Origin of the sequence: Pseudarthrobacter sp. DSP2-3-2b1, from assembly GCF_049895945.1 — a bacterium.
Lineage (GTDB): Bacteria > Actinomycetota > Actinomycetes > Actinomycetales > Micrococcaceae > Arthrobacter.
On sequence record NZ_JAFCTI010000004.1, the window covers coordinates 192836 to 214297 of the forward strand.

A 21462-nucleotide genomic window follows, 5' to 3' on the forward strand; every position below is an offset into this window, starting at 1 on the left:
CCCTTCGTGCGGGCATGGTGGGTTGAGGCTACAGGTCCCATCGCGTCCGGCCCGCTGCGTTTTGGCGAACGTCCTGATCCGTCACCCGGGCCCTGGGAGATTCTCCTCTCGGTCCGCGCCTGCGGTGTCTGCCGCACCGACCTTCATCTCGCCGAGGGAGACCTGCGGCCCCGGGCAGCCGGTCGGATTCCCGGCCACGAGGTAGTCGGTGAGGTTGTGGGGCTTGGGGCCGGATGCACCAGGTTCCGGCTCGGTGAGCGGGTAGGGGCTCCTTGGCTGGCAGGCACGTGCGGCATGTGCCGGTTCTGCCGCAGGGGCTCCGAGAACCTCTGCCTCACGCCAACCTTCACCGGTTGGGACACCGACGGCGGCTATGCGGAAATGATGACCGTCCATGAGGATTACGCGTACCGGATACCGGAAGTCTTTACCGACGAGAAGGCGGCGCCCTTGCTGTGCGCAGGGATTATTGGTTACCGGGCGCTGCGCTGCTCCGGCATCGCCCCTGGCGGCAGACTGGGTATTTACGGTTTCGGCGGATCAGCGCACCTGACGGCACAAATGGCCATGTTTGAAGGTACGGACGTCTATGTGATGACCCGGTCAGCGGCGGCACAGCGGCTCGCGCTGGAACTGGGAGCAGTGTTCGCGGGCAGTGCAGAAGAGGCTCCGCCCGAACTGCTGGATGCAGCAATCCTTTTCGCGCCGGCGGGCGGGCTGGTCCCGGTAGCCCTCCGGGCGCTGGACCGCGGAGGCACCCTCGCCGTTGCCGGAATCCACCTGAGCGACATCCCGGAGCTGAACTATCAGAAGGAGCTCTTCAACGAGCGCAGTCTCCGCAGTGTGACTGCAAATACCCGGACAGACGGCCAGGAATTCCTGGCCTTGGCAGGGAACATCCCTTTGAATCCCACCACGGTCCCCTATCCCTGGACAAAAGCGGACCAGGCTTTGCAGGATCTCGCCGCTGACCGGTTCACGGGCGCTGCTGTCCTTCTCAGATCATCCTGAGGCGTTTGAACGCGTTTGCGCGGACCCTCATTTTCCTTGGTGACCTTCGGCCCTAGGCACTGGGCACAGGCCGGGGAGAAGGTACTGCCATGAGTGAGAGCGGACACGCCAGAAACCATGACCCTGAACGGGCGCCAATCGTGGTAGGCGTTGACGGGAGCGGCCCCTCAATAGTTGCCCTTCGCTGGGCCGGGGCCTTGGCGCCGCTGTTCAAAGGGCACATCCGGGCCGTGACCGCGTGGCAGTACCAGATCGCCCTGGGCACTTTCACCCCCGTTCACTGGAACCCGGAGGAGGAGGCACGAAAAATCTGCGCCGAAGCTGTTGCCGCGGCCTTCAACGGGCTTCCGCCACAAGGGCTGGAGCTGATTGTGCGCCAGGGGCCGCCGGCTAAAGTCCTCGTCGAGGAGAGCAGGACGGCCCAGCTCGTGGTGGTGGGCAGCCGGGGGCATGGCGGTTTTGAAGGGCTGCTCCTCGGTGCGGTGAGCACGGCAGTGGCCGAACATGCAAAATGCCCGGTCTTCATAGCGCATGGCACAGACTTGCCGGCCGGGCTTATGGCTGACCCCGGGCAGGCATCCCCGGAAGGGAGCAGCCGGGCCGGGTCCAGCCATGCCGTCCCCTGAACGCATTGTGGCAGGTTACGACGGCTCTGAGCCCGCCGCACTGGCCGTGCGCTGGGCTGCACGGCATGCACGGCTCCTGGCTGCTGAACTTGAGGTGGTCCACTGCTCCCTTTGGCCGCTGCTCACCGGTGATCTCGGGCCCGTTCCAGGCATAGCCGGGAGCGGTCTGCGGCATCAGGCCCAGGCGGTTCTGGACCAGGGTAAGACTGAGGCGCTGACCGCCGCTTCCGAGGTCAGGGTCCGGACCAGCCTCCTGTATGGACTCCCTCCCCCTCACCTCCGGCGCATTTCCGACGGGGCGGCGATGCTGGTCCTGGGCAGCCGCGGAATCGGCGGTTTTATGGGACTTCTGGTGGGATCGGTAAGCCTTGAACTCGCGGCGACAGCCACGTGCCCCGTTGTGGTGGTCAGGTTCGATAACAAGCCGGACGGGCGCGTGGTGGTAGGAATCGACTCGGCCGGATCGGAGGCCGCACTGGGTAAGGCGTGTGCCATCGCCACCGCGACCCGCGCGGAGCTGCTGATCATCCACGTTATCCAGTCTCCTGACAGCCGGGCCGGCAGCGCCGTACCAGCCGGGCTCGACGCCGCCGGCCGCATCCTCCGGACTGCTGTCCGCCAAGCCCGCGCGTTGGCTCCAGAGCTGACCATCAGCCAGGAACTGGCAACGGACACGTCCATCCCGCGGGCACTCCTGAACGCCGCCCGCGGAGCCGCACTTATCGTGGTTGGAAGCAGGGGCCAAGGGCTCATCAAGGGAACGTTCGGGTCAAATGCCCATGCAGTCCTTCACCACGCGACCGGGCCTGTCATGATCTGCCGGCAACCGCCCGGTAGCTAGCCGGAGGTCCCCTACGGGACTTTCGTCCCTAACGGCCCCGACAACCGGACGCCATGGTTGAGGGAACCCTGATTTCCGCATGCACAGCGGACCCATCATCAACAGCGAGGAACAGCTATGAAAGCGATCGTCTACGGCGGACCCGGCCAGAAATCCTGGACAGACGTGCCGGACCCCGCAATCAAGAGTCCCAGCGACGCCATCGTCAAAGTGGATACCACCACCATCTGCGGGACGGACCTGCACATTCTCAAAGGCGACGTTCCTGCCGTGCAGGAGGGAAGAATCCTGGGCCACGAAGGCGTGGGAACCGTAACGGAGGTCGGATCATCGGTGACCAGCCTGAAACCCGGGGACCGCGTGATCATTTCCTGCATCAAATCGTGTGGCCATTGTGCCAACTGCAAGACCGGGCTCTATTCCCATTGCATGGGCGAGGAGGGCGCCGCTGGAATCGGCTGGGTCTTCGGCCATCTGATCGACGGAACCCAAGCTGAATATGTGAGGGTCCCGTACGCCGAAAACTCGCTGCACCTGCTGCCCGCAGGCGTAACGGACGAACAGGCGGTGATGCTCTCGGACATCCTCCCGACGGGCTTCGAAATCGGTGTCCAGTATGGCCGGGTAAAGCCGGGCGATACCGTCGCGGTCATTGGGGCAGGCCCCGTAGGGCTCGCAGCCATCGCCACCGCGGGACTTTACGGCGCGGCAACCATCATCGCGGTTGATCTTGACCGGAACCGGTTGGAGAAGTCCCGGGAATTCGGTGCAACAGAGGTTGTGCTGTCCGGGGATGCCGACTGGAAGGAACAGGTGCTGGCCCTAACGGACGGCCAGGGCGTGGATGTGGCCATCGAGGCGGTGGGCATTCCCGCAACGTTCCGTATGTGCACCGACATCGTCCGGCCCGGCGGGAACGTGGCCAACGTAGGCGTTCACGGGAAGTCCGTTGAACTTCCGGTGCAGGACCTCTGGATCCAAAACATCAATATCAGCATGGGCCTCGTGAACGCCAACACCACACCCATGCTGCTCAAACTGGTGGCGCAGAAGAAGCTGCCCGCGGAGAAGTTCGCAACCCACCACTTCCGCTTTGATGAGTTCATGGATGCCTACGACACCTTCGCCCGGGCCGCCGAGACGAACGCTTTGAAGGTGGTCATTTCGGGATGAAAGCACACATTGTTTACGACTCCGCCTACGGAAACACCAAAACTGTTGCCGAGGCGGTCGCCCAGGGACTGAAAGCCCTCAGTGCCACTGCAGTTTCGGTGGCGGCCTTCGATCCGGGGAGTCTGGCAGCCGATGACCTGCTGGTAGTGGGCTCCCCCATCAACGGCTGGCGACCCACGCCCAGGATCACTCAACTGCTGGGACAGTTGGCCAACGGCAAGCTCAAAGGCATCAACGCGGCCGCTTTCGATACCCGCATCCGCTTCTTCATCCACGGCGATGCAGCAAAGAAAATGACCAAAATGCTCAAGGACGGCGGCGCCCACGTCATTTCCAGCCCGGCTATGTTCTACGTCAGGGGCACCGAAGGTCCGCTGCGCAGCGGCGAACTGGAGAAAGCAGCCAGCTGGGCCGCTGAGTTGGCGGCCGCACTTGAGCGGAAGGCAACGCCGTGAATTCAGCCATCAGACCGGGCCCCAAGAGCAGCGGAATGCCCGGCCCAGCAGACTTGCCGCATTCCTGAGTCGAACGGTGGGTACGGAAGCGGCACCCTATCCGCCCGGTGCGGATGCTCCTGCCGGGTCCGGACTGTCCGCCGCCGACGTCCGGGAAAGAACGCTCGCAGGACTGGCCAACGGCGAACCTGAGGAGTCCAGCAGGAGCCTCTGGCAGATTTTCCGTGCGAATGTGCTGACGTTGTTCAACGCGATCGTGGGCACCTGCTTCCTGCTGTTGCTCGTGCTGGGACAGTGGAAGGACGCGCTCTTCGGGTTTGCGGCAGTCAGCAACGCCGTCATCGGGGTGGTTCAGGAGTACCGCGCCAAGAAGTTGCTCGACCGGCTGGCCGTCCTTGATGCTCCCCTCGCCCGCGTGCTCCGGGACGGCCTTGTCCAGGAAATCCCGGTTGCTGGCGTGGTCCTGGGGGACGTTGCGGTGTTGCAGGCCGGCGATCAGATCGTGGCAGATGCTCTGATTCTCGATGAGGACGGCCTTGAAATTGACGAGTCCCTGCTGACCGGGGAATCAGATCCCATCGGAAAGGACAGAGGTTCCTCCGTGCTGTCCGGCTCCACGGTCACGGCCGGCCAGGGCAGGGCAAGGGTTGTGGCCGTGGGGGCGGGCTCATATGCGAGCAGGCTCACTGCCGAGGCCAAACGCTTCTCACTGGTCAATTCTGAGATCCGCAACGGGATCGGGCGTGTGCTCCGCTGGATCAGCTGGGCCCTCCTGCCCGTCATGGTGATCATCACCAACGGCCAGATGCAGGCACAGGGAGGTTGGGAGGAAGCTTTCAGGACCGGGGCCTGGGTGGAAGCCTTCGTCGGTGCCGTGGCCGGCGCCATCGCAATGATACCGCTGGGCCTGGTGCTGATGACCAGCGTTGCGTTCGCGGTGGGCGGGGTGCGTCTGGCACGCCACAACGTGCTGGTGCAGGAGCTTGCGGCCGTGGAGGGGCTTGCCCGAGTGGACGTTCTCTGCATCGACAAGACCGGCACCCTCACGGAGGGCAAAGTGATCCTGGACGGCGTGCACCGTGCCGGCCGGCCCGCTCCCGCAGGGTGGGAAGAGGCCTTGGGATGGTTCGGCGCGGACCCGCACGCCAATGCCACCGCCCGCTGCCTTGCGGGCACTTTCACGTTCGACGGCGGCACGGCACCCGCCGCCGTCGTGCCGTTCTCCTCCACCAGGAAATGGAGTGCGGCGAGTTTCCCTCCACCTCATGCTGCGGCGGGGACGTGGGTTCTGGGTGCACCCGAAATGGTGTTCACGGAGGACTTATCTACCCACGATCTCTCCCCCTCCGGGGCAGTACTCGCGCACGCGGGCCGCCTTGCGTCTTCCGGGCTGCGCACCCTGGTCCTGGCGCACACCAGCGCGATCATGCCCGACGGCGGAACGGAGGACGTGCAGCTTCCGTCCGGTCTTGCAGCCGCCTCGCTCCTGACGTTCCGGGAAAAGGTCCGCCCCGACGCTGCGCAGACCCTGGCCTATTTCCGCCGGCAGGGTGTTGCCGTGAAGATTCTGTCCGGCGATGACCACCGCACAGTGACTGCCGTGGCACGCGAAGTGGGCCTCGACGTCGGACGCGGCTACGATGCCCGGCACCTGCCTTCGGACGCGCCCCTGCTGGAAGAGACTCTGGCGAGTCATTCGGTTTTTGGCCGGGTCACCCCTGCGCAGAAGAAGGACATGGTGCTGGCGCTGCAGAGGATGGGGCACACCGTCGCCATGACAGGGGACGGCGTCAATGACGCACTGGCCATCAAGGAAGCGGAGATCGGCATTGCCATGGACACGGCCGCCCCAGCCACCAAAGCTGTAGCGCGGCTGGTGCTCCTGGACGGGCGTTTCGACAGGCTGCCGGCAGTCCTGGCGGAAGGCCGCCAGGTCATCGCCAACATTGAGCGGGTCTCCGTCCTGTTCCTGAGCAAAACCACTTACGCTGTGGTGTTCTCCGTTGTGTTCGGGGCGCTGATGTGGAGTTTTCCGTTCCTGCCGCGGCAGCTCTCCGCCACCGACGGCCTGACCATCGGAATCCCCGCGTTCTTCCTGGCACTGATGAGCAATGCCCGGCGTTATGAGCCCGGATTCCTGCGGCGTTCGCTGGCCATGGCCGTCCCGGCCGGACTCATCATTGCGGCGGCGGTGCTGGCGGTGAACGTGTACTCCGCCGCGGCGGGTGGCTTCAGCGACACCGCCAACCGCACGGCCTCGGTGCTGACGCTCTCACTCGTTGCCCTGAGCGTTCTGGCGGCCATCAGCCGCCCGCTCAGCCGCCTTCGGCTGGCCATCATCGTGGCCATGTGCGCAGGGCTTGTCCTGTTGCTGACCATCCCGGCGCTCCAGGATTTCTTCATGCTCGAGTGGCCACCACCCGGGCTGGCAGCCGCGGCAGTGGCAGCCGCCGTCGTCGCGATGTGCGGCGTCGCAGTCCTGAGCCGGGTCCACGCCCGGCGCTACCCGGTGAACCAGTCACCGTGACCCCGTTCGGGTTCCGCTAGGTCCAGTCGGACGAGAAATCCTGCGGCGGCCACCACCGTGTGCGCGGCGTTAAGGCAAACCTGCGCCCGGAGACTTCCGAGGGGGTTATCTGTACCAAATGCTCCTTGAGGCCGGCCTGCCAGGGCTCGCGGTCAGGACCGCCTTGCTGCAGGCTGGCGGGATCGCCGTCGAAAGGCCCCGGGGTTCCCTTGACCACAACACTCCACACCTCGGTGGAGTAGGCGTTCAGACCATCAGTTTCGAAGGCCACGGGGCCACCGCTGAGCAGCGCACGGAGTTTCGTGCCTGGAGCTGTGCGGAAGACCACCATTGTCCCCATGGTCATGAAGTTCACCGGAAAGATCTCCGGCACAGCGTCGTTGATCACCGCAAGCCTGCCGATGTACGAGGAATGCAGGTACTTCCAGCACTCGTCGGCTGCGAGGATTTCCGTTTGCGACCCTGAAGAGGAGCTGCTCATGCAAGTGATCCTAGCCCCCTGCCCGGCTCCGGCGGGCCCCGTGTTGCGTGGGCCCGTGCTGCAGGGACCAAAGCCTCTGGGTGGCTCCTGCCCGTGGCTTGACGATTAAGGGGCGGGGCAAAGGGCCCCGGCGGTCGTCATTGCATGGAGGCAGACATGGCTGATTTGATGAAGTGGTTCGACACCCGGCGCTCGCCGGTAGAGCTGATTGAAAGGCTTTTCGAGGGCGACACGGCCGCCTCGGGAATCCGGGTCGAAGAGTCTGTTGAAGGCAACACCCTCGTAGTGCGTGCCGAACTGCCCGGGATTGATCCTGACAAGGACGTCAGCGTCTCCTTGGTGGACGGCGCCCTGGAGATCAAGGCTGAGCGAAGGGAAAAGACCGAGCAGAAGGACAAGAACAGCTACCGGTCCGAGTTCCGGTACGGTTCGCTGATGCGGCGGGTTGCCTTGCCGGAAGGCGTTGACCAGGACAACATCACCGCCTCCTACAGGGACGGTGTGCTCGAAGTCCGGACCACGGTCCCGGAGAAAGCCCAGCAGGCACCATCACGGAAGATCGAGATACAGCGCGGCTAATGCCCGTTGCGCCGGCGCGTGGTAAGCCGGGGCGCCTCCTCAGCCGAACAGGACCGCTGCCTCCCGGTAGCGGTCTTCCGGCACGGTCTTGAGCCGGCCAAGCGCGGCAGCGAAGTCAACGTTGACGATGTCTGTCCCGCGTAGGGAGACCATGGTCCCCCACCGTCCGCTGGCGGCGGAATCCACGGCGGCCAGCCCCAGCCGGGTTGCGAGCACCCTGTCGAAGGCGGTGGGGGCGCCGCCCCGCTGGATGTGGCCGAGGACGGTTGCCCTGGTCTCAATCCCTGTCAGCCGTTGCAGTTCCTGCTCAAGCAGCATGCCGATTCCGCCAAGCCGTGGCCTGCCAAAGGCGTCCAGGCCACGGGGAGAATACGGTGCTTCCTGACCTTCCGGGGTGAAGGCTTCCGCGACGACCACCAGTGGCGCCCGTCCCCGGTCCCGGGCCGATTGAACCCACCCGGCAACCTGTGCCAGCGGGACCCGCTGCTCTGGAATGAGGATGGCGTGGGCGCCGGAAGCCATCCCCGCATGAAGGGCGATCCACCCGGCGTTCCTGCCCATGACTTCTGCGATCATGCAGCGGTGATGCGACTCGCCGGTGGTGCGGAGCCTGTCCATGGCCTCTGTGGCCGTCTGGACCGCGGTGTCGAAACCGAAGGTGACATCAGTGGCATCCAGATCGTTGTCGATGGTCTTGGGAACGCCCACCACCTTGACCTCTTGGCGTGAGAGCTCCTGGGCAGCCGCCAGGGTGCCTTCTCCCCCGATGGCGATGAGCCCGTCAACGCCCAGGGCACCAAGGCTGTCACGGACGGCGTCAGCTCCGCCGTCCCTGAGGGGATTGGTCCGCGAGGTTCCGAGCATGGTGCCGCCCAGGCGGGCAATCCCGCGGACGGCCTGCCGCGGCAAAGGGACCACGTCCTGCTCCAGTACTCCCCGCCAGCCGTCCCGGAACCCCACGAAATCGTGGCCGTGGGAGATGATGCCGCCCAGCACCGCACCGCGGATCACCGCATTAAGGCCAGGGCAGTCCCCACCACTGGTGAGAATGCCCAGCCGGCTCACGTTGCGGACGTTTCAGCGGCAGCGGGTTCACCGGCGGCGAGTTCGGCGGCAGCGGGTTCACCGGCGGCGAGTTCAGCGGCAGCGATGACCGGAACGGTCTTGAGGTACGTGTCCGGGTTCAGGGAAATCGAATCAATTCCCTGCGACACGAGGAACTGCGCAAAGTCCGGGTGGTTGCTGGGGCCCTGGCCGCAGATCCCGATCCTGATGCCGGCTTTATGGGCCTTACCAATAACCTCCGCGATCATCGTGGTGACGGCCTCGTCCCTTTCATCGAACAGCTCCGCCAGCTGTTCGGAGTCGCGGTCGACGCCCAGGACAAGTTGGGTGAGATCGTTGGAGCCGATGGAGAACCCGTCGAAGCGGCGGGCAAACTCTGTGGCGAGGATGACGTTCGAAGGGATCTCACACATCATGTAGAGCTGGAGCCCCCCTGCCCCTCGGACGAGTCCGTTTTCGGCCATGACTTTGATGACCAGGTCAGCTTCCTGAACGGTGCGGCAAAACGGCACCATCACCACCACGTTGGCGAAGCCCAGCCGCTCGCGGACCCGCTTCAACGCCCGGCATTCCAGGGCGAACCCTTCCCGGTAGCGCTCGTGGTAATAACGTGACGCCCCGCGGAAGCCCAGCATGGGATTCTCCTCGGCAACCTCAAATGAGCTGCCTCCGATCAGGTGGGCGTACTCATTGCTTTTGAAGTCGCTGAGCCTGACGATCACAGGCTGCGGGTAGTAGGGCGCGGCGATCTTGCCGATGCCGGTCGCGAGGACGTCAACAAAGTATTCCTTGAGGTCGCTGTAGCCATGGGCGAGCTCCCTGATGCGGTCCGCCTCGGCTGGATCCGTGACCCGTTCAGGATGGACCAGCGCCATGGGGTGGATCCGGATGAGGTTGCTGATGATGAACTCCATCCGGGCCAGCCCCACGCCGGCTGCGGGCAGCCGCCACCATTGGAAGGCCGCCGCCGGGCTCGCAATATTGACCATGACGGCGGTCCTGGTCTCCGGCAGCGCCCCAAGGTCAACCTCCTCGACGTCGAAAGCCAGGGTGCCCTCAAAGATTTCCCCGTCTTCTCCCCCGGCACAGGAAAGTGTGACGGGCATGCCGTCCGCCAGCACCGTGGTGCCGTTGCCGGTACCTACGACGGCGGGGACGCCCAGTTCACGGCTGACGATCGCGGCGTGGCTGGTGGGACCGCCATGATCGGTCACGATCCCGGCTGCCCGCTGCATGATGGGAACCCAGTCGGGGTCCGTCATCCGCGTCACCAGGATGGCACCATCCTTGAAATCGTCGATGTCCTTGGCATCCCTGATCACGCAGGCAACTCCGTGGGCAATCGATTCGCCCACAGCAGCACCGGAGGCCAGGAGCCGGCCCGATCCGCGGAGATGATAGACACTGAAGACTGATTCGCTGCGCCGCGCCTGGACAGTCTCCGGACGGGCCTGGACCATAAACAGTTCCCCCGTTGAGCCGTCCTTTGCCCACTCCATGTCCATCGGCCGCCCGTAGTGCTTCTCCACCGAGACGGCCCACCGGGCAAGGGTCACGATCTCAGCGTCTGTGAGGACGAAGGAACGCCGCTCCTGCTCCGCCGTATCGACGGTCCTGGTCCGTGCATGCCCGCCCCGGCTGTAAACCATCTTCCGTTCCTTGGAGCCCAGCGTCTTCTCGATGATGGGCTCAAACTGCGGTTTGGTGAGCAACGGCTTGAACACCTGGTATTTATCGGGATTGATGCTGCCCTGGACCACAGTCTCCCCCAGTCCCCACGCGGCACTGATCAGCACGCTGCGCGGGAACCCGGATTCCGTATCGATGGAAAACATCACCCCGGAAGCGCCCAGGTCCGAACGCACCATTCTTTGCACACCGATGGACAGGGCCACATCCAAATGATCAAACCCCTTGATTTCGCGGTAGCTGATGGCTCGGTCCGTGAATAAGGACGCATAGCACCGCCGGCACGCCTCCATCAGCTCGCGTTCGCCCGCGATATTGAGGAAGGTTTCCTGCTGACCGGCGAAACTGGCGTCCGGCAGGTCCTCGGCAGTGGCACTGCTCCGGACCGCCACCGAGGCCGTGGCTCGTCCTGCCCGGGTGGACAAGGCCCGGTAGTGTTCCCGGATAGCCGTGGCTATGTCCGGCGGAAACTGGCCATCAAGAATGAGCTCCCGGATGGCTTCGCCGGCCTCGCGCAGTGTTTTCCGCTCCCCGCGGTAGTCGTCAATGGCGGCGCGTATTCCCGGTTCCAGTCCGTTGGCAGCGATGTAGGCACGGTAGGCGGAGGCGGTGGTGGCAAAGCCCTCCGGAACACGGACGCCTGAACCCAGCAGCGAACGCGTCAGCTCACCGAGCGATGCGTTCTTGCCGCCGACCGAGGGCACATCGGACATGCCGACGTCTTCGAGCCACACCACGTGAACATCAGTCAGGATCGTCCGTGCATTCATGGCTCGATCCTCCCGTGCCGGACGCAGCCGTTGCAGAGGCTTAGGTCCTGCGGCTGCCGGCCTTCCCCGGCCGCAACGTCCGCTTGTAAATCCAGTCCGCGGCGAACACGGCTGGAACCGCCAAGGTTGCGACGGCGAACCCCTGCAGCGGCGGCGGGAGGTGGCCCAGAGCGGAGGAAACCGGGGTCACGTAGAGGCATACTGCCAGGGCGCCGAGTTCCGCCAGCACTGCGCCAAGCAGCAGCCGGTTGGAGAGCCAGCCCAGCCGCCACGGCGGCACGGAAGCGCTGCGGCACGCGAAGGCATTCGCCAACTGGCCAAGCACGACGGCGGTGAACGCGGCTCCGGAGGCCGCCATCAACAGCCCCCCATCGTGAGGTTCTCCGCGTGCCCAGCCGCCGCCGAACAGCACCGTGGAAAACGCCGCCATTGCCACTGCTGCTTCTACCGGGCCGAGGATGCAGAACACCCGGAACATCAGGGCGCGGTCCATCAGGTGCCGTCTTTCCGGGGGCCGTCTCAGCACGCCCTTACTGGGTGCTTCACCGCCAAGGGCGAGCGCAGGAAGAAGGTCCGTGCCGATGTCCAGGGCCAGGATCTGAAGTACGCCGAGGGCGAGGGGAAACTGCCCGCCGGACAGGGCCCAGATGACGAACGGTGTCAGTTCTGCCACGTTATCTGTTAGGTGGTAGGTCAGGAACCGGCGGATGTTCGAGTAGGTGGCACGCCCCTGTTCTATGGCGGCCACGATCGTGGCGAAGTGATCATCCAGGAGCACCAGGTCAGCGGCTTCACGCGCAACGTCAGTTCCGCTGAGCCCCATCGCTACCCCGATGTCAGCTTCCTGCAGTGCGGGACCGTCATTGACGCCGTCGCCCGTCATGGCAACAACGTGGCCGCGGCTCTGCAGCGCTCTGGCCACGCGCAGCTTCTGCTCCGGGGACACCCGGCTCACCACAATGCCGTCCCTGTCCAGCAGCGCGCCAAGGATCTGCTCATCCTCTGGAAGCTGGAAACCTTCGAGCACGGTCTCCGGGGATCCCATCAGTCCAATTTCCCGGGCAATGGCGGCAGCCGTGGCCGGATGGTCACCGGTGATCATGCCCACCCTGATCCCGGCGCCGCGGGCAGTTTTGATCACCTCGGCGACGTCCGGCCGGGGCGGGTCGTGGAGGGCGATCAGCCCCAGGAACTCAAGCCCGTCCTCGACCTCCGCTACCGGGCTCCCCAGCCACCGCTGCAACTCCCCGGGAAGCGTGCGGGCAGCTACGGCCATGATCCGCAGGCCCCGTGAGGCCATCGCTTCGACTTCCTCCGCCGCAGCGGCGGCGGATCCCGAACAAAGCGGCAGGACAGATTCCGGCGCGCCCTTGACGAAAACAGTGGTGCCCACAATCACCGATTCGCGGCGCCGGCGGGGATCAAAGGCGAACCGCCGCAACGGTTGTTCATCATCCGGTTCTGACCCGGAGAGGCGGCGGGACAAGACATCGATGGCAGCCTCCATCGGGTCACCCTCGGCCCTCCACTCATCGCCGCGGAGCATAACCCGGCCCTGCGAAGCTGCCCGGGCGGCGAGCGCCACGCGGGCTGCCGCCGGGATCCCCGGCCCCGCGACGTCGGCCACGGGCTGGTACCCCTCACCGGTGATCTTCACCAGCCCGTCCGTTGTGAAGACTTCGACGGCGTTCATCCGGTTCTGCGTCAGGGTTCCGGTCTTGTCTGTGCAAATGAAGGTGGTGGATCCCAGGGTTTCCACCGCTTCGAGGTTGCGGACCAGCGCGTTCCGCGCCGCCATGCGTTGGGCACCCATTGCCAGCGAAAGGGTCACTGTTGGCAGGAGCCCCTCCGGGATGAGTGCGACGGCGACGCCGATGGCGAACAGGAAGGCGTCGCGCCAGGGGATGCCCACCAGCAGGGAGACGAGGAAGAAGAACCCGGCCACTGCAAGTGCCACCGCCGCGATGAGGCGGACAATCCGGCGCAGCTCGAGCGCCAGCGGCGTGGGCGGCGATTCCGTGCCGCTGGTCAGCGCTGCAATGCCGGCCAGCCGGGTGTTCCCCCCGGTACGGGACACCACGCCGTCGGCCTCTCCGTTGACAAGGAATGTCCCGCCCCAGGCGCTGTCGCCGCTGGACTTGGCCACGGCTTCACTCTCACCGGTCAGCATGGACTCGTCCACTGCGCAGCCGGACGCGTTAGCAAGGACGACGTCGGCGGGAACCCGGTCGCCCGCGGTCAGAACTACAGCGTCCCCCGGGACCAGACCGCTGGTGTGCACCCTCAGCAGCCGTCCGTCCCGGCGGACGGAGACGTCAGCCGGGAGCAGGCCACGGAGCTTAGCCGCTGCGTGCTGGGCCCGTTCCTGCTGGACGTGGGCGAAGATCCCGTTGACGATCACCACCAGGATGACTGCGACGCCCAGTTCCGGCATCCCGGCGATGAAGGCCAGTGCTGCCGCGCACCAGAGCATGAGGGCAAAGAAGTGGGTCAGCTCGCCCAGCAGTTTCCGCCAACGGGACACTGTCTTCGCGGCCGGGAGGACATTGGGACCGGTCTCCCTCAACAACGCCGCTGCCCGCTGCGAGCTCAACCCTGCGGCCACCGGCCCAGGAGCCGGTGGGCCCGCTGGCTGGGTCACGGCAGCTTCAGCCCCGGCACGTGCGTGTCCACCAGGGGGCCGAGCGTGAAGCGCCGGGTCTCGCCGGCGGCCAAAAGTACCTGTTCGGGACCAACCTGCATGCGGATGGCCGCGGCATCGCCAGGAGCTGCGGAGACGCTCAGTGTTCCGTGTTCGAGGTGGACTGTGAGCAGATGGTCCCGGTAACGGACCCGGAATTCCACGGTGCTGATGCCCTTGGGCATTTTCGGCGCGAAAAGGAGGGCGTCCCTGGTGATCCTGAGGCCTGCGAAGCTTCGCTGGACAACGTCGATGGTTCCTGCCATCGCGCCGAGGTGGATGCCCGTGTGGGTGGTGCCTCCCTGCGTGTCGTCAAGGTCCGCACTCAGCGCTTCGCGGAAGGTGTTCCATGCCCGCTCCGGATCCCTCGCGGCCAGCACCGATGCATGGGCCACCCGGCTCAGGGTGGAACCATGGGCCGTGCGGGAAAGGTAGTAGTCAACGGTGCGTGCCACCTGCTCAGCCGAGACTTCGTAGCCCAGGCGGGCCAGGAAAGAGGTCAGTTCGTTCTCGCCCAGGACGTACAGCAGCATCAGCACATCGGCCTGTTTGGCCAGCCTGTACCGGTTGGTGCTGTCCCCTTCGGCTTCGAGGATCAGGTCCAGCCGTTCGATGTTCCGGTAGGTGTTCCGGTAGTGCTCCCAGTCAAGCTCCAGCAGATCCTCGTAGCCTGCGAACTGGCTGATGATGCCGCCGTGGAATGGCACTGACATTCTCGTGCTGACCTGCAGCCAACCGTCGATTTCCGAAGGGTCAATGTTCAGGCGGTCCTGAAGGTCTTCGAGGTCGTGGCCGGACAGCAGGCTCATGATCTCGCAGGCCTGGGCGCATACCCAGGCAGCCATCACGTTCGTGTAGGCGTTGTCGTCCAGGCCGGCGCCCGGGTTTGCCGGATAGCCCGTGTGGTACTCATCGGGGCCCATGAGGCCACGCAGATGAAACCTTTCCGAGTCCTGGTCGTAATCGGCCATGGAGGAGACCAGCCGTGCCACCTCAACGATGAGCTCCGCGCCGTGGCGGAGGAGCCATTCCCTGTCCTGCGTGGCCAGGAAGTACTGCCAGGCACTCGAGGCCACCGCCAGCCCCGCATGGCGTTGAAGATGGGAGTAGTCAGGCACCCACCGGCCGGAGCGCCGGTTGAAAAGAAGCCTGGGTGTCTCTTCCCGCCCGTCGCTGCCGCTTTGCCAGGGAAAGAGCGCACCCCGGAACCCCGACGCCGCTGCTGCTTCCCTGGCCGCCGGAAGCCGCCGCCAACGGTAGTTGATCAGGGAGCGGGCAACCATCGGCAGCCGTGTCGTCAGCAGGGGCAGGACGAAGAGCTCATCCCAGAAAATATGTCCGCGGTAGCCCTCACCATGGAGCCCGCGCGCTGGCACACCGGCGTCAAGTTCCGCCGTATGCGGGCTCAACGTCTGGAGCAGGTGGAAGACATGAAGGTTCAGGATCAGCTGCACGTGCGGGCTGCCGCCCAAATCGATGGCGAACAGATGCAACAGCCTGCCCCAGGCGGCCCCGTGCTCGGCCAGCATCCCGTCAAAATCCAAGCCGGCAGTCCTGAGCACTGACAGGGCGGCCAACGCCGGAGAGGAAATCGCCCGGTCCCGGGAGGTCACCATAGCTGCCGTCTTGGTTACCACCACCGGCGCGGCGTCGGTCAGCTGAAGGTCCCAGGTCCGGCAATACACGCCGGTTTCCTCCCCCGGTGCGCCAGCACCATGCGCACCACCGTGCGCGCCGAGGTCCGGCGCGCAAGTGCCATGCGCGCCAGTGCCATGCGCGCCAGGGTCCGGCACCTTGCCGGGTGCTGTTCCGGAGATGGCCGTCCGCAACGCGGTGGCGATCCTGATATGGCTTTGGCTTGTTTCCACCTCAATGACCGGAACAGGCTCCGCAGGTGCCGGCAAGCCCAACGGGACAAGATGGTGGTGGGACAGGAGCGCGTCCTCCGGAACATTCTCGTTCGTGACGTTGGTGTCCACTCCGGTGCGCAACACCAAAGCCCCGCTCCAGCCCAGAGCTGTGAAAGTGGTTTCCAGCGCCATCAAGTGCGGCTGGGCCATTGACACGAACCGGCGCTGGACCACAGCCAGCCGGCGTCCATCGGGTGACTCCAGCAATACTTCGCGTTCCAGGGTTGCCGTGCGCATGTCGAGGACCCGGCGTTCCCGGAGAATCCTCAGGCCACCGCCGGACCACCACCCTGAGCCATCCAGCCGGACATCCAGCACCAGCCAGTTGGGCTGGTTCACCATGTGCTCGTCCTCGGTATCCTGGCCCTGCACCCGGCTGATCAGCCTGTTGTAGACCCCGGCCAGGTACGTCCCCGGATAACGGACTTCGCTCATCCGGCTCTCGGGAGCAGCGCCGCGGACTGCCACATACCCGTTGCCGAGGGTAGTCAGAGCCTCCCGGTGACCTTCATGGGCCGGGTCGTAGCCCTCATAGACCAGGCGCCACGGGTCAGTCAGGACGCGGCCCAGATCGAGCTGGCTCACGTCCGTCAGGACAACGTCGGCGCCTGCTGCCTCCAGCTCGGCCCGCCGCTGCGCCCTGTCGATCCCTACTACCAGGCCAAAACCGCCGCGTCGCGCAGCTTCCACACCTGCCACTGCATCCTCGATCACCACGGCCCTGGCGGGAGGGACCCCCAGCCGGTGGACTACCTCAAGAAACAATGCAGGGTCAGGCTTGCCGGGCAGCCCCAGCTCGCCGGCGATGACACCGCCCACCACCAGGTCGAAGGCGTCCGTGAGGCCGGCTGCGGCCAGGACAGCGGATGCGTTGCGGCTGGACGTTGCAAGGACCACGGGAACCCGTGCTGAGCGCAGCCTGTCAAGCAGGGCCACGGTCCCCGGAAATGCCTTGACGCCGTCGCGCCCCAGCCGCTGCCTGAAAAGTTGGTCCTTCCGCATTGCCAGCCCATGGACTGACCAGTCCCCGGCGGCATCTGCAGCCGTTCCCTCCGGAAGGATGATGCCGCGGGATCCGAGAAAGGCCTCCAGACCTTCCCGCCGCGGCCGGCCATCCACGTAATTGACGTAATCGGAGTGGCTGAAGGGACTGCTTATGGCCTCGGCCGGGATCCTGGGGTCCTTCAGCACGTCGTCGAAGAGTTCCTTCCACGCATCCTCGTGAACAGAGGCCGTGTCGGTGACCACTCCGTCCAGGTCGAAAATGACCGCGTCAAACGGCGACAGGGCTGCCGAGGCTGTGGGTGAGTGCACCATGGCTGGTCACCGTCGATGCTCGGGTGCTGGACCGGGCGGCCGCTGGGACGCCGCCTGGGACGCCGGCTGGCGTGGGCGTGGCGTGAGGTCCAGCTTAAGCAGATGGAAAGTGCCGATTGCCGCGAAAAACACGGAGAGGACCAGGGAGAGCCAGAACGACTGGAGATTGATCTCCAGTCCGAACATGGGCTTTGCGAGTTCCCCCAGCGCCAGCGAGAAGATGAGGGTGAATCCTAGGACATAGAGGGCCGGCAGGAGGAGGAGCCCCAGCGGATGGGACCGGTAGGTGAGGAAGGCCAGCAGCAGGAAAGCAGGCATGATGAAGCAGAGGTCCAGAATGAAGATCGAGTACAGCGAATCGATCTGGTCCCCTGAGATCATCAGGGGCACCAGCATGGCGATCCAGAGCGGGTAGAAGATCAGCGGCTGAAGGAGCGCGCCGGAGGCAGACACGATGCGGAGGTTCCGGGGCAGATCCGGTTCGAAGAGATTCCGCTCGAGGCTGGCCCCGGCAGCAATAAGCGCCCAGAAGGAGAGGCCGAAGATTGCCAGGTACACAAGGTAGAAGCCGTTGTACGCCCGCTCGATGGCGTAGATTCCGTAGGCGTAGAAGAAGTAGCCGAGCAACCCCAGCGCGGCGATTTGCCCTTTCGCAGGCTCGTTTCCGCCCGCCAGCGCCAAGGCAATCAGCACTGCTGAGGCAAGGGCGGAAATGATGTCCTGTGAGAAGGCGCCCGGCCTCAGGTCCTCCGCAACGACGCCCGCGTAGATTCCGGGGACGGCCACACCCGTGACTGCTGCCACGAGAGCAAGCAGGCCTGTGACAGCCCACAGGACCCTGTGAAGCCGGAGGTTTCTGAGCACGATTCTTGGCGCCTTCCTGTCAACGCCAACTCAAGCACCGCGCCGCTTGCCCAGGGCAGAGGCTTTGGTCCCAGCAGCCTGCGCCACGTTAGGCTGGTATCCCATGACTTCTGAGACAAAGCCCCACCCCCGGTCCGGCCACCGGAGCGCCGGCCTAAGCACCGTTGTGGGCGCCGCCGTCGCCGATGCCCTCCTGATCATGGTGTTCGCCGCGATCGGAAGGGACGCACACCAGCGCGGGGACATCATCATCGGGGTGCTCCTGACGGCATGGCCGTTTCTTGCCGGGGCGGCGCTTGGGTGGTTGTCCTTCAGGGTTTGGCGGAGCCCACTGGCCGTGCTGCCTTCGGGGCTGGGGGTCTGGATCGGCGCTCTTGCCGGCGGCATGATCCTCCGGGCCCTCACAGGGCAGACAGTCGTGTTCGCATTTGTTGTTGTGGCCCTGCTAAGCCTGGGAATCCTGCTTGTTGGCTACCGGCTCCTCCTTGCCGGCATACGCCGCATGGGCAGGGCGCGCGGCCAGCGTTGATAGGGCCCGCATGTAATAGGCTGGCAAGACGATACAGCCTGCCGGGCACAGCTACGGCCAACAGATCCCGGAGGGATTGACAAGTGATCACCGCATTCGTTCTGATCAAGACCGACGCCGCCCGCATCCCGGAAACTGCCGAGGAGATTTCGGCTATTCCGGGCATCAGCGAGGTCTATTCGGTCACTGGGGAATGGGACCTCATCGCGGTGGCCCGTGTGGCCGGACACGAGGACCTGGCCGATGTCATTGCCGACAAACTCTCCAAAGTGCCTGCCGTCGTCCACACCACCACGCATATTGCTTTCCGCGCATACTCCCAGCACGATCTCGATGCGGCGTTTGCGCTGGGTTTCGAGGAGTAGGCGTCGCCCCGCAGTAAGCAAGTACCGCCTACTTAAAAAACGAGTACCCCCTACGCATGTGTCCCGGGGGCCCGCCCTCTTAGAGTCGTGAATAAGGTGACCTTCAGGGACGGCTGGGCCCAAAGGAACTTCGGCGAGCAGATCCCACCCCTGATCCGCCTCTCCTGAGCAGTCACATGCCTGTTTTGTGAGGCGCCCTCTACGCACAGTTTCGTTCCGAGGCAATAATGGCGAAACCAGCCGCAAAGACACCACGTGGCCGGGCACCAGTGTTTTTTGATGCCAGCGGCAACCGCTGGCGAAGAGTCCTGGGCCTTTTGTTTGCGGCGATGATGTCGGTTGTCCTGTCGACTGCAGGCATCCTCCCGTCTGCCACTGCGCCCGTGCATCCGGGGCACCGGCACCAGGCGTCTGATTACCCGCGGGAGCTGTTGGCCCTGCAGGACCTGGAGAACATTCCCAAGCTTGGGTACCACGAGCAAGCTTCCATTTTTCACCGCATCGCCCTGGTGGAGCAGCGGGACGGCAAGACTGTGCTCAAGGATCCGTTCAGCGACACCGTCTGGAGGGAGGCCACTCCCGACGAAATACCGTTGATTGGCACCAGCCCCTACGTTGTGGAGGCGTATGGCGAACCGCTGGAACGCACGCTGATGCTGACGTTCGACGACGGGCCTGATCCCCGCTTCACCCCGGAGATCCTGGATCTCTTGTCAAAAGAGGGCGTGCCTGCGACTTTCTTCCCTGTGGGAGACAACATCGTCAAGTACGCCGACATCTTCCAGCGCATCATCCGCGAAGGGCACATGGTTGGCAACCACACCCTGTCCCACATCGATTTCTGGGCGCATGACGACGCCGACAACCGCCAGCAGATCATCGGCGCCGACCGGGTGATGCGTGCTACGGACCATTACGACTCCAGGCTGTTCCGGATCCCCACCGGCAACCCTGAAAACAACACCCTTGCGCTCCTGCAGGCACAACAGCTGGGATACCTGCACGTCAACATGGACGTTGACACCCGCGACTGGGAGTACGCCCCTGGGGTTCCCATCCAGCTGCCGGAGCTGGACGGCCGGGGCCACGTCATCCTGACCCACGACGCCGGCGGCGACCGCACCGCGACGATCAACATGCTCAAGGAGTTCATTCCCCGGGCAAAAGCGCAGGGTTACACGTTCACTACAGTCCAGCCCCTGCTGCCCCCGGAATACATCCCCCAGCGGAGCGTGCCCACCAGTGTGGAGGACACCGCTACGCTGGCGGCGCTGACCACGCTCCTGGTGACGCCTAATGTGGTGCTGACCTGGCTATTCTGGTTCGGCATCGGATCCCTGACTGTGCTGACGTTCCTGTTCGTGGTCCTGGCCCTGGTCAGCAACGCCCGCCAGAGGAAACGCCTTTGGCCCGAGATCGAGGACAAGGACTGGCCGTTCGTCAGCGTGGTCCTGCCGGTCTTCAACGAAGAGCTGGTGGTGGCAAAAACCCTGGACGCCCTCCGGGCGAGCGACTACCCCCTGATGGAAGTTGTGGCAGTGAACGACGGGTCCACCGACGGCACACTGGCCGTGCTGACCGAATACGCCAGGACCTGGCCCGGGCTGCGTGTGATCGACCAGCCCAACGGCGGAAAGCCTGCTGCGAGTAACCACGGCATCGACGAGTCCTGGGGAGAGATCATTGTTACGCTCGACGGCGACACGCTGTTTGAGCCCCAGACCATCAAAATGCTCACCCGCCACTTCCTTGCTCCCCGCAACGGCAAGGAAGTAGGAGCCGTGGCCGGCCATGTGAAAGTAGGAAACCGCCGCAACCTCATCTCCGCCTGGCAAAGCCTCGAGTACCTGTCCGGCATTTGCGTCACCCGGATGGCTGAGGGCCTGATGGGCGCGATTTCCATTGTTCCGGGTGCCTGCGCCGCATGGCGGGGGGAGGCGCTGAGGAAAGCCGGCGGCTACTCCCACGACACCCTGGCAGAAGACGCTGACCTGACGCTTTCCCTGCAGAAGCTTGGTTACAGCATCGTGCAGGAGAACGAGGCAGTGGCCTGGACCGAAGCTCCCCTGACGCTGCGGGGATTATTCAAGCAGCGGCTGCGCTGGACCTACGGCAACATCCAAACGCTCTACAAGCACCGTTCCATGCTGTTCAGGCCCAAGTACGGTGCCCTGGGGATGCTCACCATGCCCTATGCATTGATTTCAGTGCTGGTGCCGCTGATCTTTATGCCGTTGACGCTCCTTGTCGCGTTCATGAGCCTCAGCAGAGGTGACTGGCAGGCCATAGCCATCTTCTCCGCGTTCGTCGCCTCAACCCACCTGGTGATTTCCATCGTGGCGGTGCTGATGGTCCGGGAAAGCCCGCTCCACCTGCTGATGGTCCCCATCTACAGGCTCATCTACGAGCCCCTTCGTGCGTACGTCGTCTTTGGGTCCGCCATTCAGGCTGTTCGTGGCACCGCAGTGGGCTGGTACAGGCCGGAGCGGACCAACAGCGTGGTGATGGCCCCCGCCCCGCGAAAGGCAGGTTCCATAACTGCTGGCGCGGTCTGACCCGGGGTTCCGCCACTATGGCCGA

At 64.8% G+C, this 21462-nt stretch carries 16 protein-coding genes; 10 read left to right on the top strand and 6 right to left on the bottom strand.

What is annotated here, in order from left to right; translation table 11 throughout:
* The first annotated feature begins 6 nt into the window (after nucleotides 1-6).
* The 6 genes from ACP7AX_RS07430 (at nucleotide 7) to ACP7AX_RS07455 (ending at nucleotide 6633) form a co-directional block, all read left to right on the top strand.
* Nucleotides 7-1011 carry a zinc-dependent alcohol dehydrogenase family protein gene (locus ACP7AX_RS07430; RefSeq protein WP_426225956.1) on the top strand — a complete coding sequence of 335 codons (1005 nt, stop codon included), beginning with the start codon at nucleotides 7-9 and terminating at the stop codon, nucleotides 1009-1011.
* An 89-nt stretch (nucleotides 1012-1100) separates the two neighbouring features.
* Nucleotides 1101-1637, top strand: coding sequence for a universal stress protein (locus ACP7AX_RS07435; protein WP_426225957.1), 537 nt, complete (start codon nucleotides 1101-1103; stop codon nucleotides 1635-1637).
* Nucleotides 1624-2478, top strand: coding sequence for a universal stress protein (locus ACP7AX_RS07440; RefSeq protein ID WP_426225958.1), 855 nt, complete (start codon nucleotides 1624-1626; stop codon nucleotides 2476-2478). Before ACP7AX_RS07435 ends, ACP7AX_RS07440 begins: the two co-directional genes overlap by 14 nt.
* Nucleotides 2479-2595: 117 nt before the next feature.
* Nucleotides 2596-3651 (top strand): zinc-binding dehydrogenase, encoded by a 1056-nt coding sequence (locus ACP7AX_RS07445; protein WP_131681346.1) that lies wholly within the window; start codon nucleotides 2596-2598, stop codon nucleotides 3649-3651.
* Entirely contained in the window at nucleotides 3648-4106 is a 459-nt protein-coding gene (locus tag ACP7AX_RS07450; protein ID WP_131681345.1) for a flavodoxin domain-containing protein, read from the top strand. Before ACP7AX_RS07445 ends, ACP7AX_RS07450 begins: the two co-directional genes overlap by 4 nt.
* Before the next feature lie 76 nt (nucleotides 4107-4182).
* Nucleotides 4183-6633: an HAD-IC family P-type ATPase gene (locus ACP7AX_RS07455; RefSeq protein ID WP_426225959.1), complete on the top strand. Its 2451-nt coding sequence runs from the start codon at nucleotides 4183-4185 to the stop codon at nucleotides 6631-6633.
* A 16-nt stretch (nucleotides 6634-6649) separates the two neighbouring features.
* Here ACP7AX_RS07455 and ACP7AX_RS07460 read toward each other — a convergent pair whose 3' ends face one another.
* Complete coding sequence (locus tag ACP7AX_RS07460; protein ID WP_426225960.1) at nucleotides 6650-7114, bottom strand: pyridoxamine 5'-phosphate oxidase family protein; 465 nt, start codon at nucleotides 7112-7114, stop codon at nucleotides 6650-6652.
* Nucleotides 7115-7270: 156 nt separating this feature from the next.
* On the opposite strand from ACP7AX_RS07460, the gene ACP7AX_RS07465 reads away from it, so the two are divergent.
* A complete protein-coding gene (locus ACP7AX_RS07465) occupies nucleotides 7271-7693 on the top strand; it encodes an Hsp20/alpha crystallin family protein (protein ID WP_426225961.1) in 423 nt (140 codons plus the stop codon).
* A gap of 39 nt (nucleotides 7694-7732) precedes the next feature.
* On the opposite strand, the gene ACP7AX_RS07470 is transcribed toward ACP7AX_RS07465, so the two are convergent.
* Genes ACP7AX_RS07470 through ACP7AX_RS07490 form a run of 5 tightly spaced genes read right to left on the bottom strand, consistent with a single transcriptional unit; the run spans nucleotide 7733 to nucleotide 17988 of the window.
* Nucleotides 7733-8758: an ATP-dependent 6-phosphofructokinase gene (locus ACP7AX_RS07470; RefSeq protein WP_426225962.1), complete on the bottom strand. Its 1026-nt coding sequence runs from the start codon at nucleotides 8756-8758 to the stop codon at nucleotides 7733-7735.
* A complete protein-coding gene (gene ppsA / locus ACP7AX_RS07475; RefSeq protein ID WP_426225963.1) occupies nucleotides 8755-11217 on the bottom strand; it encodes a phosphoenolpyruvate synthase in 2463 nt (820 codons plus the stop codon). The genes ACP7AX_RS07470 and ppsA overlap by 4 nt, the downstream gene beginning before the upstream one ends.
* A gap of 40 nt (nucleotides 11218-11257) precedes the next feature.
* Nucleotides 11258-13858, bottom strand: a complete 2601-nt coding sequence (locus tag ACP7AX_RS07480; protein ID WP_426225964.1) for a cation-translocating P-type ATPase — start codon at nucleotides 13856-13858, stop codon at nucleotides 11258-11260.
* Nucleotides 13855-17124 carry a beta-phosphoglucomutase family hydrolase gene (locus tag ACP7AX_RS07485; RefSeq protein WP_426225965.1) on the bottom strand — a complete coding sequence of 1090 codons (3270 nt, stop codon included), beginning with the start codon at nucleotides 17122-17124 and terminating at the stop codon, nucleotides 13855-13857. The genes ACP7AX_RS07480 and ACP7AX_RS07485 overlap by 4 nt, the downstream gene beginning before the upstream one ends.
* Nucleotides 17125-17130: 6 nt before the next feature.
* Complete coding sequence (locus ACP7AX_RS07490) at nucleotides 17131-17988, bottom strand: hypothetical protein (protein WP_426225966.1); 858 nt, start codon at nucleotides 17986-17988, stop codon at nucleotides 17131-17133.
* A gap of 103 nt (nucleotides 17989-18091) precedes the next feature.
* Here ACP7AX_RS07490 and ACP7AX_RS07495 point away from each other — a divergent pair, with 103 nt between their 5' ends.
* The 3 genes from ACP7AX_RS07495 (at nucleotide 18092) to ACP7AX_RS07505 (ending at nucleotide 21437) form a co-directional block, all read left to right on the top strand.
* Entirely contained in the window at nucleotides 18092-18517 is a 426-nt protein-coding gene (locus ACP7AX_RS07495; protein WP_426225967.1) for a DUF3054 domain-containing protein, read from the top strand.
* An 83-nt stretch (nucleotides 18518-18600) separates the two neighbouring features.
* Nucleotides 18601-18882: an Lrp/AsnC ligand binding domain-containing protein gene (locus ACP7AX_RS07500; protein ID WP_131681336.1), complete on the top strand. Its 282-nt coding sequence runs from the start codon at nucleotides 18601-18603 to the stop codon at nucleotides 18880-18882.
* Nucleotides 18883-19109: 227 nt separating this feature from the next.
* Nucleotides 19110-21437: a bifunctional polysaccharide deacetylase/glycosyltransferase family 2 protein gene (locus tag ACP7AX_RS07505; protein WP_426225968.1), complete on the top strand. Its 2328-nt coding sequence runs from the start codon at nucleotides 19110-19112 to the stop codon at nucleotides 21435-21437.
* Nucleotides 21438-21462 lie beyond the last annotated feature (25 nt).